General features: G+C 69.0%; 14 protein-coding genes. 5 read left to right on the top strand and 9 right to left on the bottom strand.

Going from position 1 to position 12710, the window contains the following annotated elements:
- The first annotated feature begins 4 nt into the window (after nucleotides 1-4).
- The 4 genes from sigM to trxA all read left to right on the top strand — a co-directional run bounded on the left by sigM (nucleotide 5) and on the right by trxA (nucleotide 3222).
- A complete protein-coding gene (gene sigM / locus ACH4ZA_RS09660) occupies nucleotides 5-751 on the top strand; it encodes an RNA polymerase sigma factor SigM (protein WP_319276875.1) in 747 nt (248 codons plus the stop codon).
- Nucleotides 748-1686 carry a hypothetical protein gene (locus ACH4ZA_RS09655; RefSeq protein ID WP_319276873.1) on the top strand — a complete coding sequence of 313 codons (939 nt, stop codon included), beginning with the start codon at nucleotides 748-750 and terminating at the stop codon, nucleotides 1684-1686. The genes sigM and ACH4ZA_RS09655 overlap by 4 nt, the downstream gene beginning before the upstream one ends.
- Nucleotides 1687-1878: 192 nt before the next feature.
- A complete protein-coding gene (gene trxB / locus ACH4ZA_RS09650; RefSeq protein WP_306950472.1) occupies nucleotides 1879-2847 on the top strand; it encodes a thioredoxin-disulfide reductase in 969 nt (322 codons plus the stop codon).
- A 42-nt stretch (nucleotides 2848-2889) separates the two neighbouring features.
- A complete protein-coding gene (gene trxA / locus ACH4ZA_RS09645; RefSeq protein WP_057576621.1) occupies nucleotides 2890-3222 on the top strand; it encodes a thioredoxin in 333 nt (110 codons plus the stop codon).
- Between the two features lie 124 nt (nucleotides 3223-3346).
- On the opposite strand, the gene ACH4ZA_RS09640 is transcribed toward trxA, so the two are convergent.
- From ACH4ZA_RS09640 to rpmH, 9 genes are all read right to left on the bottom strand, one after another.
- The gene (locus tag ACH4ZA_RS09640; protein WP_319276869.1) at nucleotides 3347-3964 is read right to left on the bottom strand and encodes a GNAT family N-acetyltransferase; all 618 of its coding nucleotides are present in this window, start codon (nucleotides 3962-3964) and stop codon (nucleotides 3347-3349) included.
- Nucleotides 3965-4298: 334 nt separating this feature from the next.
- Nucleotides 4299-5393, bottom strand: coding sequence for a ParB/RepB/Spo0J family partition protein (locus tag ACH4ZA_RS09635; protein WP_319276866.1), 1095 nt, complete (start codon nucleotides 5391-5393; stop codon nucleotides 4299-4301).
- A complete protein-coding gene (locus tag ACH4ZA_RS09630) occupies nucleotides 5390-6463 on the bottom strand; it encodes an AAA family ATPase (protein ID WP_398428890.1) in 1074 nt (357 codons plus the stop codon). Before ACH4ZA_RS09630 ends, ACH4ZA_RS09635 begins: the two co-directional genes overlap by 4 nt.
- A gap of 249 nt (nucleotides 6464-6712) precedes the next feature.
- The gene (rsmG, locus tag ACH4ZA_RS09625) at nucleotides 6713-7429 is read right to left on the bottom strand and encodes a 16S rRNA (guanine(527)-N(7))-methyltransferase RsmG (protein ID WP_319276863.1); all 717 of its coding nucleotides are present in this window, start codon (nucleotides 7427-7429) and stop codon (nucleotides 6713-6715) included.
- Between the two features lie 118 nt (nucleotides 7430-7547).
- Complete coding sequence (locus ACH4ZA_RS09620) at nucleotides 7548-8060, bottom strand: R3H domain-containing nucleic acid-binding protein (protein WP_319276861.1); 513 nt, start codon at nucleotides 8058-8060, stop codon at nucleotides 7548-7550.
- 14 nt (nucleotides 8061-8074) lie between these two features.
- Complete coding sequence (gene yidC / locus ACH4ZA_RS09615; protein ID WP_319276858.1) at nucleotides 8075-9352, bottom strand: membrane protein insertase YidC; 1278 nt, start codon at nucleotides 9350-9352, stop codon at nucleotides 8075-8077.
- Between the two features lie 3 nt (nucleotides 9353-9355).
- Nucleotides 9356-9709 (bottom strand): membrane protein insertion efficiency factor YidD, encoded by a 354-nt coding sequence (gene yidD, locus ACH4ZA_RS09610; protein ID WP_319276855.1) that lies wholly within the window; start codon nucleotides 9707-9709, stop codon nucleotides 9356-9358.
- A complete protein-coding gene (rnpA, locus tag ACH4ZA_RS09605) occupies nucleotides 9706-10077 on the bottom strand; it encodes a ribonuclease P protein component (RefSeq protein WP_079041073.1) in 372 nt (123 codons plus the stop codon). Before rnpA ends, yidD begins: the two co-directional genes overlap by 4 nt.
- 21 nt (nucleotides 10078-10098) lie before the next feature.
- Nucleotides 10099-10236 carry a 50S ribosomal protein L34 gene (gene rpmH, locus ACH4ZA_RS09600; RefSeq protein ID WP_018846094.1) on the bottom strand — a complete coding sequence of 46 codons (138 nt, stop codon included), beginning with the start codon at nucleotides 10234-10236 and terminating at the stop codon, nucleotides 10099-10101.
- A gap of 376 nt (nucleotides 10237-10612) precedes the next feature.
- Between rpmH and dnaA the strand changes: the two genes are divergently transcribed.
- Complete coding sequence (gene dnaA, locus ACH4ZA_RS09595; RefSeq protein WP_319276853.1) at nucleotides 10613-12619, top strand: chromosomal replication initiator protein DnaA; 2007 nt, start codon at nucleotides 10613-10615, stop codon at nucleotides 12617-12619.
- Nucleotides 12620-12710 lie beyond the last annotated feature (91 nt).

Here is a 12710-nt window from a genome sequence, read left to right as displayed (position 1 = left end):
GCCCATGGCGAACGGCGCCGCACACGACGCGGTGAGCGATACGGACCTCCTCGCCCGCCACGTCGAAGGCGATCCCGACGCCTTCGGTGAGCTCGTACGGCGACATCGTGACCGCCTCTGGGCGGTGGCCCTGCGCACGCTGGGAGACCGCGAGGAAGCCGCTGACGCCGTCCAGGACGCCCTGGTGTCCGCCTACCGGGCCGCCCACACCTTCCGCGGCCAGTCCGCCGTCACGACGTGGCTGCACCGCATCACGGTCAACGCCTGTCTGGACCGCGCCCGCAAGGCGGCCTCCCGCAAGACGTCACCGGTCGACGACGCCGAGCGGCTGGAGCAGTTGCTGGAGCCGCACGAGTCCGCGTCCGCCCCCGTGGAACGCAACGACGTGCACCGCCAGCTCATCGAAGCGCTCGGCACCCTCCCGCCCGATCAGCGGGCCGCACTGGTCCTCGTGGACATGCAGGGCTACCCCGTCGCCGAGGCCGCTCGCGTGCTCGACGTGCCGACCGGCACGGTCAAAAGCCGCTGCGCCCGTGGCAGAGCAAGACTCCTGCCCCTGCTCACCCATCTACGACCGGACGGCGGTGACACCGAGGGGAATCCCGAGGCCGGCGGAAGAGAAGGCGCTCCAGGACGGAACCGGGCGCAGGGGACATCCGTCCCACCGGCAGCGGAACCTCACGTGGAGGGTCCGGACAGCGCCGGGACAGGCGATTCAGCTGCTGTGAAGGGCGGAGGTGGGCGGGCGTGACATCGACGACGGACACGACCGGACACCCGGATGTCGCAGAGATCTCCGACCTCACCGAGGGCCTGCTCGATCCCGCCCGGAGCGCCGTGGTCCGCCGGCACCTGGACACCTGCACCCTGTGCGCGGACGTCCATGCTTCGCTGGAGGAGATTCGAAGCCTCCTCGGCGCTCAGTCCGAACCGCCGCGGATGCCCGACGACGTCGCCCGCCGTATCGACGCCGCCCTCGCCGCCGAGGCTCTGCCGAGCGTCGCGCCCCCCGGTGAGGACGATGTCCACGAGGCATCCGCGTCCCTCACCACCGACGCGGAAGCGGCCGCTGTTTCACGTGAAACAGCGGCGGCGTCAGGCCGCCCCCCGGGGCATGCCCGCAGCGCCACCACGGGGCCGGGCCGCAAACCCCACACGGGCCGGGAGGGCCGCGCCAACCGCAAGCGGCTCGGTCGTCGTCAGGTAGTCGTCCTCGGCGCGGTCTTCACCGCGGCGGCGCTGGGACTCGGCTCGGTCCTGGTGTCGTCCCTCACGGACGCGGGGAGCCCGGGCACCTTGGCACATCAGTCCGCCCCGCCGGACACCTTCTCCACGAGCAAGCTCGAGGGCCGGGTCGCCGCGCTCCTGTCCAAGGCCGGCGGCTCCAGGACCCCGCAGAGCATGGGCATCCACGGAGAGACCGGCGGCGAGACCGGCAACGGATCGCCGCGGGTCCTGCGACAGCCCACGGTTCCGTCGTGCGTGCAGCAGGGAATCGGACGCAGCGACGCGGCTCTCGCCACCGAAGAGGGCACGTATCAAGGGACGGCAGCTCTGCTCGTCGTGCTCCCCGACACAGCGGACAGCACACGGGTCGACGCCTACATCGTGGACAAGGCCTGTGTGACCCACCCGTCGGCGAGTCCGGCCGACGTTCTCCTGACGACCTCTTACCCCCGTCGCTGACACGAAGTTTTCCGCGCTGCCGACACCCGCTGTCCTGCATCGTCTCTGCGCCGGCGTTCCCTGCGGTCTCGTCCCTCCGTGTGCCCGGACACAGCGGGAATGCGCGCCCCTTAGGATCCGTTGGGTGGGGTGAGAGTCCAAGTGGCTCCCACCGCTCGACCGATGCAGTCCCCAGAGACGAGGAATCCAGCCGTGAGCGACGTCCGTAACGTGATCATCATCGGCTCCGGTCCCGCCGGCTACACCGCCGCGCTGTACACCGCGCGCGCGTCGCTGAAGCCGCTGGTGTTCGAAGGTGCCGTCACCGCGGGCGGTGCTCTGATGAACACCACCGAGGTCGAGAACTTCCCCGGCTTCCAGGACGGCATCATGGGCCCCGAGCTCATGGACAACATGCGCGCCCAGGCCGAGCGCTTCGGTGCCGAGCTGATCCCCGACGACATCGTCTCCGTGGACCTCACCGGTGAGATCAAGACCGTCACGGACACCGCCGGCACGATCCACCGCGCCAAGGCCGTCATCGTGACCACCGGGTCCCAGCACCGCAAGCTCGGCCTGCCGAACGAGGACGCCCTGTCCGGCCGCGGTGTCTCCTGGTGTGCCACCTGTGACGGCTTCTTCTTCAAGGACCAGGACATCGCCGTGATCGGCGGCGGCGACACCGCGATGGAGGAGGCGACCTTCCTCTCGCGCTTCGCCAAGTCGGTGACGATCGTCCACCGCCGGGACACCCTGCGCGCCTCCAAGGCGATGCAGGAGCGTGCCTTCGCTGACCCGAAGATCAAGTTCATCTGGGACAGCGAGGTCGCGGAGATCCACGGCGATCCGAAGCTTGCCGGGCTGAAGCTGCGCAACCTCAAGACCGGCGAGCTGTCGGACCTGGCGGTGACCGGTCTGTTCATCGCCATCGGCCACGACCCGCGCACCGAGCTCTTCAAGGGTCAGCTCGACCTCGACGAGGAGGGCTACCTGAAGGTCGCCGCCCCGTCCACCCGCACCAACCTGACCGGTGTCTTCGCCGCCGGCGACGTCGTGGACCACACCTACCGCCAGGCGATCACCGCAGCCGGCACCGGCTGTTCCTCCGCTCTCGACGCTGAGCGCTACCTCGCCGCTCTCGCCGACGAGGAGCAGGCCGAGCCCGAGAAGACCACCGTCTGACCCCCTCCCCGCCCCACCGCACAGAGAATTAAGGAGCCCCCTGTGGCCGGCACCCTGAAGAATGTGACCGACGCCGACTTCGAAGAGGTCGTCCTCAAGAGCGACAAGCCCGTCCTGGTGGACTTCTGGGCCGAGTGGTGCGGTCCGTGCCGCCAGATCGCTCCTTCCCTCGAGGCGATCGCCGCAGAGCACGGCGAGAAGATCGAGATCGTCAAGCTCAACATCGACGAGAACCCGGCCACGGCTGCCAAGTACGGCGTCATGTCGATCCCGACGCTGAACGTGTACCAGGGCGGCGAGGTCGCCAAGACCATCGTCGGCGCCAAGCCGAAGGCCGCGCTCGTACGCGACCTGGAGACCTTCATCTCCGAGTGACGCACCGCGCGTGCGGCATCGCGCAGCTACACGACGAACGTGTGTGGGCCGGCCCTTCGGGTCGGCCCACACACGTTTCACGTGAAACATGAGCTCGCCGAACGCCAGGCCTCGCGGAGCCCCTCTACAGAGGCCGTAGTGCGGGCTCCTTCTGGACCGCCCCCAGCAGACGGTCGAGCGCCATCTCCACGTCTTCCTTCCAGGAGAGGGTCGTCCTCAGCTCCAGCCGCAGGCGGGGATGTGCGGGATGAGAGCGCATCGTCTTGAAGCCCACCGCCAGCAGATGATCGGCAGGAAGCACACAGGCCGGCCCCGACCAGTGGGCGTCGCCGAATGCCTCGATCGCCTTGAAGCCCCGTCGCAGCAGATCCTTGGCGACCGTCTGGACCATCACCCGGCCGAGCCCCTGCCCCTGGTACCCCGGCATGATGAACGCGGTCATCAACTGCACGGCGTCCGGCGACACGGGACTCGTGGGAAACGCCGTCGAGCGGGGCACGTAGGCGGGCGGCGCGTAGAGAACAAAGCCCACAGGAACGTCGTCCACATAGACGACCCTGCCGCATGATCCCCAGTCCAACAGGACGGCGGAGATCCAGGACTCCTTCTCCAGAGCGGATGTCCCCGCCTTTACCGCGGCCTCACCCCTGACGGGGTCCAGTTCCCAGAAGACACACGAGCGACAGCGTCTGGGAAGGTCCTGAAGGTTGTCCAGCGTGAGCGGTACGAGCCGACGCCCCATGAAGGCTGTTCCTCGCTTCCTTCGCCCGCGGCTTCGCGAGCGGCTGTCAGAGCGCCCCGTTCTCTGAGCAGACTGCCGACGAATCCGCCGACCGCCCCCAGTCCCAGTCCTGCGCTCACCAGTCCGGTCCGGCTCATCGTTCGCATGCCCTCGCCTCCCGGTCCGAGGTACTGCCAGGTGGATGCGCCACAACCCCTCCGCATCGTATCCACCATGCGAGACCATCGATACTGCCCGCAAGCAAAGAGCGAGCCGTGTTCCGGTAGACAACCGGAAACGGCTCGCTCACGCTCACTGGCTCCTCAGCCCGAGGCTGCCCGGGCTGTGCCGCCGCTCAGTCTTCCGTCTCCTCTGCGCCACCGCTGACGCCCTTCTGCAGCACGGGCCCCTCTCCGGGAGCAAGCGTGCCGAGGATGCGCTCGAGGTCCTCCATCGAGGCGAACTCGACGGTGATCTTCCCCTTCTTCTGTCCGAGGTCGACCTTCACCCGCGTTTCGAAGCGGTCCGACAGCCGTGTCGCGAGGTCGGTCAGCGCCGGCGACAGCCGGCCACCGGCCCGCGGCCCCTTGGCCCGCTGGGCCGTCTGCGGACGCGAGCCCATCAGGGTCACGATCTCCTCGACCGCTCGCACCGAGAGTCCCTCGGCAACAATGCGGTGGGCCAGCCGGTCCTGCTCCTCCGAGTCGTCGACCGAGAGCAGCGCCCGGGCGTGACCCGCGGACAGCACCCCGGCCGCGACCCGGCGCTGAACCGCCGGCGAGAGCTTCAGCAGGCGCAGGGTGTTGGAGACCTGCGGACGGGACCGGCCGATACGGTCCGCCAGCTGATCATGCGTGCAGTTGAAGTCCTTGAGCAGTTGATCGTAAGCGGCCGCCTCTTCCAGCGGGTTCAGCTGCGCGCGGTGGAGGTTCTCCAGGAGCGCGTCCAGGAGCAGCTTCTCGTCGTCCGTGGCTCGCACGATCGCCGGGATCGCCTCCAGGCCGGCCTCACGGCAGGCCCGCCAGCGCCGCTCGCCCATGATGAGCTCGTAGCGCCCGGGGCCGATCTGTCGCACCACGACCGGCTGAAGGAGCCCGACCTCCTGGATGGAGGTGATGAGCTCATGCAGGGCATCCTCGTCGAAGACCTCACGGGGCTGGCGCGGGTTCGGCGTGATCTGGTCGAGGGGAATCTCGGCGAAGTGCGCCCCGATGGGCGGCGCAGGTGACTCAAGGACGCTGCTCGCGGACGAGTCCTCTGTTTCACGTGAAACAGCCGGCAGCGTGGCCACCTTCGCCGCGGCCACCCCCCGCTCGGTCGTCAGCACCGGCACAGCCGCCGGGGAGGTGGACCCTCCGCCGACCGCGGCCTGAGCCGGCGTCTTCTCCGTCGGGGCAGCAGGGATCAGCGCACCAAGACCACGGCCCAACCCCCTCCGTCGCTCACTCACTGGACGCCCTCCACCATGTTCGGGTTGTTCTGAGCGCCGATATGGGCGTGCGTGACGTCATAGCTGACCCCTACGCCCTTCAGCGCAAGCTCTCGTGCTGCCTCAAGATAGGAGAGGGCGCCGCTCGATCCGGGATCGTAGGTCAGCACCGTCTGCCCGTAGCTCGGCGCTTCGCTGATGCGGACGGAGCGGGGAATGCTCGTCCGCAGCACCTCTTCGCCGAAATGGGTGCGCACCTCTTCGGCGACCTGCGACGCAAGGCGCGTCCGGCCGTCGTACATGGTGAGCAGGATGGTCGACACATGCAGGGTGGGGTTGAGGTGCCCCCGCACCAGGTCGACGTTGCGCAACAACTGGCCCAGTCCCTCCAGTGCGTAGTACTCGCACTGGATCGGGATCAGCACCTCCGCGCCGGCCACCAGCGCGTTGACCGTCAGCAGGCCGAGGGAGGGCGGGCAGTCGATGAGGATGTAGTCCAACGGCTGCTCGTACGCCTGAATCGCTCTCTGCAGCCGGCTCTCACGGGCCACCAGGGAGACCAGTTCGATCTCCGCACCGGCCAGGTCGATCGTGGCCGGGGCGCAGAAGAGACCTTCTACATCGGGAACGGGCTGGACGACCTCTGAAAGCGGGCGGCTGTCCACCAGCACGTCGTAGATGGACGGTACCTCGGCGTGGTGATCGATCCCCAGCGCCGTGGACGCGTTGCCTTGCGGGTCGAGGTCGACCACCAGGACACGGCCACCGTGCAGGGCCAGGGACGCAGCAAGGTTGACGGTCGTCGTCGTCTTGCCCACCCCGCCCTTTTGGTTGGCGACGACGATCACACGGGTCTGCTCAGGGCGTGGCAGGCCCTCGCCGGCGCGGCCTAGAGCCTCCACAGCGAGTTGGGCAGCACGACCGATCGGGGTGTCATCCATCGGAGGCGGTGTTTCACGTGAAACATCCTCCCCGAATGACTCGGTACGGGGACCGGGGACCGGATCGGTCATCGGTCCCGCGATGTTTGCGTCGGACCGCAAGGCTTCACTCTCCTCGACTTCAGGCTCGCAATGAACAGAGCCTCCCATGTCTTCGGGGTCGTGAACCAGTGAGGCCTGGTCTTCTGTGGAGAAATCCGCCTCTGTGGACAACTCGCGCACCTTATCGAGTGAACCGAGAGGCTTGCGGTCGCGGGGTTCGGCTGCGGCGCGGCCGCGACTGATGATGCCGTGGAGCAGGGAGCGACGTTTCACGTGAAACACGATGCACAGCGCCTGCGGCCGGACCGTTGCGACACTCCGCGACGAGGAGGACGGGCAGCTTGTGTGGAGTACGCCTCAGCGGCGTCGCCGGGCCCGGCCGGTCCGCGCCGCCTTGGCCCGCTTTGCCGCGAACCGCACACCGCCTGGGCTTTCCCCGACCTCGACCCGCACGACCGTCGACAGCGGGTCGACGACTCCCTCACCGACCTGCAGGATGGAGGTGCCCACCGCGCCCAGCTTGCTGAGGGCGGTGGCCGCACTCTTCAGCTCCTCCTCCGCGGTGTCGCCCTTGAGAGCGAGCATCTCGCCGTAGGGCCGCAACAGCGGGATGCCCCAGGTGGCGAGCCGGTCCAGCGGGGCCACGGCGCGGGCGGTCACCACATGGACCGGTGGCATCGAGCCCATGACCTCCTCGGCGCGGCCCCGGGCGACGGTCACATGGTCCAGGCCCAGGAGCTCGACGACCTCGGTGAGGAAGTTGGTACGGCGCAGCAGCGGCTCGAGCAGGGTGATCTTCAGGTCCTCCCGCACGAGCGCCAGGGGGATACCCGGCAGCCCGGCACCCGAGCCCACATCGCACACGGTCACCCCTTCCGGCACGACCTCGGAGAGCACCGCGCAGTTCAGCAGGTGCCTCTCCCACAGGCGAGGCACCTCGCGCGGGCCGATGAGCCCACGCTGCACGCCTGCCTCGGCCAGCAGCTCGGCGTATCGGACCGCATCATCGAAGCGATCGCCGAATACCTCGCGTGCCACATCGGGCGCAGAGGGGAGCTCCGCTGCCTCCGTCACGGGGACCGTCCTTCCGTACCGCATCAGCGCTTCGAGCGCCGACCACCAGAACTACCAGGCTGACAAAGACCGGCCCCGTCTGCACAACAGACGGGGCCGGGGTGATGTACGTACCGAATCAGTTGGGCAGCACGACGACGAAGCGCTGCGGCTCCTCGCCCTCGGACTCACTGCGCAGCCCCGCGGCCTTGACCGCGTCGTGGACGACCTTGCGCTCGAAGGGCGTCATCGGCTTCAGCCGAACCGGCTCGCCGCTGTTCTTCGCGTCGGCGGCCGCCTTGGCCCCCAGCTCGGAGAGCTCGGCGCGCTTGTTGGCGCGGTAGCCCGCGATGTCCAGCATCAGCCGGCTGCGGTCGCCGGTCTCCCGGTGCACGGCCAGGCGCGTCAGCTCCTGCAGCGCCTCCAGCACCTCGCCGTCGCGGCCGACCAGCTTCAGCAGGTCACGGGTGCCCGCGTCGCTGATGATCGACACTGAGGCGCGGTCGGCCTCGACGTCCATGTCGATGTCGCCGTCGAGATCGGCGATGTCCAGCAGACCCTCGAGGTAGTCCGCCGCGATCTCGCCCTCCTGCTCCAGGCGGGTCAGGGTGTCTGCACCCTCGGCGGCGGCGGAGGTGGTGCCTTCCGTCACGGGATGGGCTCCTTCTACTTCTTGGACGGGGACTTGGGGCGCTGCGGGCCGCCCTTGCGCTGCCCGGACTGGGCCTTGCTGCGGCCGGCGCTGCCGGGCTTGGACGTGGCCTGCTTGGCGTCGCCGGCGGCCGAGGAGGGCTTGGTGTCCTCCGGCTCGTCGGACTTGCTCAGCGAGGTGGTCTCACCGGCCGCCTTGGGGGCCGTGGACTGGCGCTGGGACTTCGACTGCCGCTTGGGCTGCTGACGCTTGGCGACCGCGCTCGTCTGCGCGCTGTCCTCGGCCTGAGCGGCGGCCTGGGCCTCGCTCTTGACCACACTGCCGTCGGCCTGGGCGGCGAAGCCCACCTTGGTCAGCCCGTTGATGAACTTGCGCTCGGCGTCGTTGCGGTCGCGGCCCTTGGCCACGATGGCCTTGACGATGGCCTTCTCGCTGCGGCGACGGGTCTTGCCGTGCTGCGTGACGTGCTTGTACAGGCGCTCCAGGTACGCGGCCTGAGCCTTGGAACCCGGCGTCGGGTTGTTGCGGATGACGTACATCTGCTGGCCCATGGTCCACACGTTGGTGGTCAGCCAGTAGACGAGGACACCGACGGGGAAGTTGATGCCGAAGACGGCGAACATGACCGGGAAGACGTACATCAGCATCTTCTGCTGCTGCATGAACGGCGTCTTCACCGAGGTGTCGACGTTCTTCGTCATCAGCTGGCGCTGTGTGAAGAACTGCGAGGCCGACATCAGGACGATCATGATCGCGGTGACCACGCGGACGTCCGTCAGCGAAGCGCCGAGCGCTTCCACCTTCGCCGCGCCGTCGGTGAACTTCGCCGCCAGCGGAGCGCCGAAGATGTGCGCCTTGCGGGCGCTCTCCAGCAGCTGCTCGTTGATGACGCCGATCTGGTCGCCCGTCGCGATGCCGTTGAGCACGTGGTACAGGGCGAAGAAGAACGGGGACTGCGCCAGGATGGGAAGGCACGAGGAGAGCGGGTTGGTGCCCGTCTCCTTGTACAGCTTCATCATCTCTTCGGACTGACGCTGTTTGTCGTTCTTGTAGCGCTCCTGGATCTTCTTCATCTCGGGCTGGAGCGTCTGCATGGCCCGCGTCGACTTGATCTGCTTCACGAAGAGCGGGATCAGGCAGATACGGATCAGGATCACCAGAGACACGATCGACAGGCCCCAGGCCCACCCGGTGTCGGGGCCGAAGATGGACCCGTACACCTTGTGGAACTGGACGATGACCCAGGAGACAGGTGTCGTGATGAAGCTGAAGAGGCTGGCAATCGTGTCCACTAATCATGCTCCTTGGGCATGGGACGGTGTCTCTGCGGCCGGGCCCGAAGCAGTCGGGGCTCCGGTGGCCGTTTCGGCGGCGGAGGTCCCGCCCCTGCGTGCACGCCAGGCGTCACGCAGCATTTCGTGCCACCGCGGGCGCTTGCGCGGCGGAACATGGTCCACGCCGCCGAGCGACCACGGATTGCACCGCAGGATGCGCCAGGCGGTGAGAGCCGTTCCCTTGATCGCACCGTGTCGGTCGATGGCCGTGTAGCCGTAGTGGGAGCACGACGGGTAGTACTTGCACACCGGCCCGAGCAGCGGACTGATCGTCCACTGGTAGAGCTTGATCAGAGCCAGCAGCGGGTACTTCATCGCGCGCCCCCTCCCAGTAGCCGTACGAGGGCGGCATCCAGGTCTTGGGCCAGCTGTGCGTGGTCGGCGTCGCCCGCCCCGGGCAACGCCCGTACGACTACCAGGCTACCGGGGGGAAACCGGGTGACTCGCTCGCGCATCAGGTGACGCAGTCTGCGCTTGACCTTGTTGCGTACGACCGCACCGCCCACAGCCTTGCTCACGACGAAACCCGCACGCGTCGGGGGAGCGCTCTCCCCAGGCGCGTGCGGGTCCGTGGCACCGCTTCTGAAATGGACCACGAGGGTCGGGCGGCCGGCCCGACGACCTCGTCGTACCGCGGTCGCGAAGTCCTCGCGCCGCCTCAGCCGATGCTCGGTAGGCAGCACGACGTCATGACCTGATCAGGCTCAGGCGGACAGGTTCGCGCGACCCTTGCTGCGGCGGTTCGCGAGAATCGCGCGACCGGCGCGGGTGCGCATCCGCAGGCGGAAGCCGTGGGTCTTGGCACGACGGCGGTTGTTCGGCTGGAAGGTGCGCTTGCTCACTCGGGGGCTCCAGAAATCAATCGGTGGTGGCGGGGTGCCGTCCTGGCTGTCACCGTGCGCCCACGAGGTAGCTCGCGGTCAACGCCCGAGTGCACCGCTTCCCGATCACCTGACGCGATCTGTGCCCATCGGAGGCAGGCGGCAGCAGCCATCGACAACTCGACCTGGTTACGGTACGCGCGGCTACGCCATCCGGTCAAACCGGTGGTCACAGGGAGACACTGTCCACAGCCTGGGGACAACAACTTGAACCGTACCCGCCGCCCTGACTACCGTGGCTGAACTCCGATTCGTTCCGTTGTCCCTGCCCCGCCCCATATGAATCCCGACCGTCCCACACTCACACGTTCGTGGGACCCACGAGAGAGCGTGCCCTGTGGCTGACGTGCCTGCCGATCTTGCCGCAGTGTGGCCACGAGTACTGGAGCAGCTCCTCGGGGAGGGACGCGCCCAGGGCGTCGAGGTGAAGGACGAACGCTGGATCCGCCGCTGCCAGCCGCTCGCGCTGGTCGCCGACACCGCCCTGTTGGCCGTGCCGAACGAGTTCGCCAAGAGCGTCCTCGAAGGCCGCCTCGCGCCGATCGTCAGCGAGACGCTGAGTCGCGAGTGCGGCCGCCCGATCCGCATCGCGATCACCGTCGACGACTCGGTCGGCGAGCCCTCGCCCCCTCCGTCGCCGTCCGCACCGCAGCACGCGCGCTACGACGAGCAGGAGCTTCCCGCCGGGCCCTACGACGGCCAGGACGGCCAGGAGGGCCGGTACGAGTCCGGGAACCAGCCCGCGTACGAGGGCCGGTACGAGGGCTATGGCCGGCACCGCGGCGACCAACTGCCCCCGGGGCCCGGCGACCAGCTGCCCGGCACGCGCCCCGACCAGCAGCCGGGCTCCCGCGCGGACCAGCTGCCCACCGCGCGGCCCGCCTACCCGTCGGAGTACCAGCGCCCCGAGCCGGGCGCCTGGCCGCGGCCGCAGCAGGACGAGTACGGCTGGCAGCAGCAGCGGCTCGGCTTCCCCGAGCGCGACCCCTACGCGTCGCCCTCGTCCCACGACTCCTACGGCGGGGCCCCGGCCCAGGACCCGTACGGTTCGCCCTCGCAGGACTCCTACGGTCCGCCGTCCCAGGACTACCGTCCCCAGCCTGTGGACCGTCCGCCGTACGACCGCGGCCGCACGGAGTACGAGCCGTCGCGCCCCGACTACGACCAGCGCGACCACGGCCGGCGTGAACTGTCCGAGCCGCCGGCCGGTCCCGGGCACCCGCACCGCGGCGGCCCGGCCGGCCCCGGCCAGGGCGGCGGGGCCGGGGGCTCGTCGTCGCAGTCACCCGCGACGGCCGGTCCCGGCGAGCCGACGGCCCGGCTGAACCCGAAGTACCTCTTCGACACGTTCGTCATCGGCGCCTCCAACCGGTTCGCGCACGCGGCCGCCGTCGCTGTCGCCGAGGCGCCCGCGAAGGCCTACAACCCCCTGTTCATCTACGGGGAGTCGGGCCTCGGCAAGACGCACCTGCTGCACGCCATCGGGCACTACGCGCGGAGCCTCTACCCCGGCACGCGCGTGCGGTACGTGAGTTCGGAGGAGTTCACCAACGAGTTCATCAACTCCATCCGGGACGGCAAGGGCGACAGCTTCCGCAAGCGGTACCGCGAGATGGACATCCTGCTCGTCGACGACATCCAGTTCCTCGCGGACAAGGAGTCGACGCAGGAGGAGTTCTTCCACACCTTCAACACGCTCCACAACGCCAACAAGCAGATCGTGCTCTCCAGCGACCGGCCGCCCCGGCAGCTGGTGACCCTCGAGGACCGGCTGCGCAACCGCTTCGAGTGGGGTCTGACCACCGACGTCCAGCCGCCGGAGCTGGAGACGCGCATCGCGATCCTGCGCAAGAAGGCGGTGCAGGAGCAGCTGAACGCCCCGCCGGAGGTGCTGGAGTTCATCGCCTCGCGGATCTCCCGCAACATCCGTGAACTGGAGGGCGCGCTGATCCGGGTGACGGCGTTCGCGTCGCTCAACCGGCAGCCGGTGGACCTGGGCCTGACGGAGATCGTCCTCAAGGACCTGATCCCCGGCGGCGAGGACTCGGCGCCGGAGATCACCTCGACGGCCATCATGGGTGCGACGGCCGACTACTTCGGCCTCACCATCGAGGACCTCTGCGGCACCTCCCGCGGGCGCGCGCTGGTCACGGCCCGGCAGATCGCCATGTACCTGTGCCGCGAGCTGACGGACCTGTCGCTGCCGAAGATCGGCGCGCTGTTCGGCGGCCGCGACCACACGACCGTGATGCACGCGGACCGCAAGATCCGCAATCTGATGGCCGAGCGACGCTCCATCTACAACCAGGTGACCGAGCTGACGAACCGCATCAAGAACGGCTAGGCACGACGCGGGGGCGGGGGGGGGGGGGGGGGCCCCGCCCCCCCCCCCCCCCGGGGGGGGCCCCCCCGCCCCCCGGGCGGATGCGCCCCCC

The sequence above is a fragment of the Streptomyces sp. NPDC020597 genome, from assembly GCF_044335095.1.
Classification (GTDB): Bacteria; Actinomycetota; Actinomycetes; order Streptomycetales; family Streptomycetaceae; genus Streptomyces.
The sequence above is the reverse complement of the archived record's forward strand: the minus strand, read 5'-3'. Positions and strand labels throughout refer to the sequence as shown.

Excerpts from the sequence above, each read along its gene's own strand:
- ACH4ZA_RS09640 (WP_319276869.1), bottom strand. The coding sequence starts at position 3,964 with ATGGGGCGTCGGCTCGTACCGCTCACGCTGGACAACCTTCAGGACCTT.
- yidD (WP_319276855.1), bottom strand. The coding sequence starts at position 9,709 with ATGAAGTACCCGCTGCTGGCTCTGATCAAGCTCTACCAGTGGACGATC.
- sigM (WP_319276875.1), top strand. The coding sequence starts at position 5 with ATGGCGAACGGCGCCGCACACGACGCGGTGAGCGATACGGACCTCCTC.
- ACH4ZA_RS09630 (WP_398428890.1), bottom strand. The coding sequence starts at position 6,463 with ATGGGAGGCTCTGTTCATTGCGAGCCTGAAGTCGAGGAGAGTGAAGCC.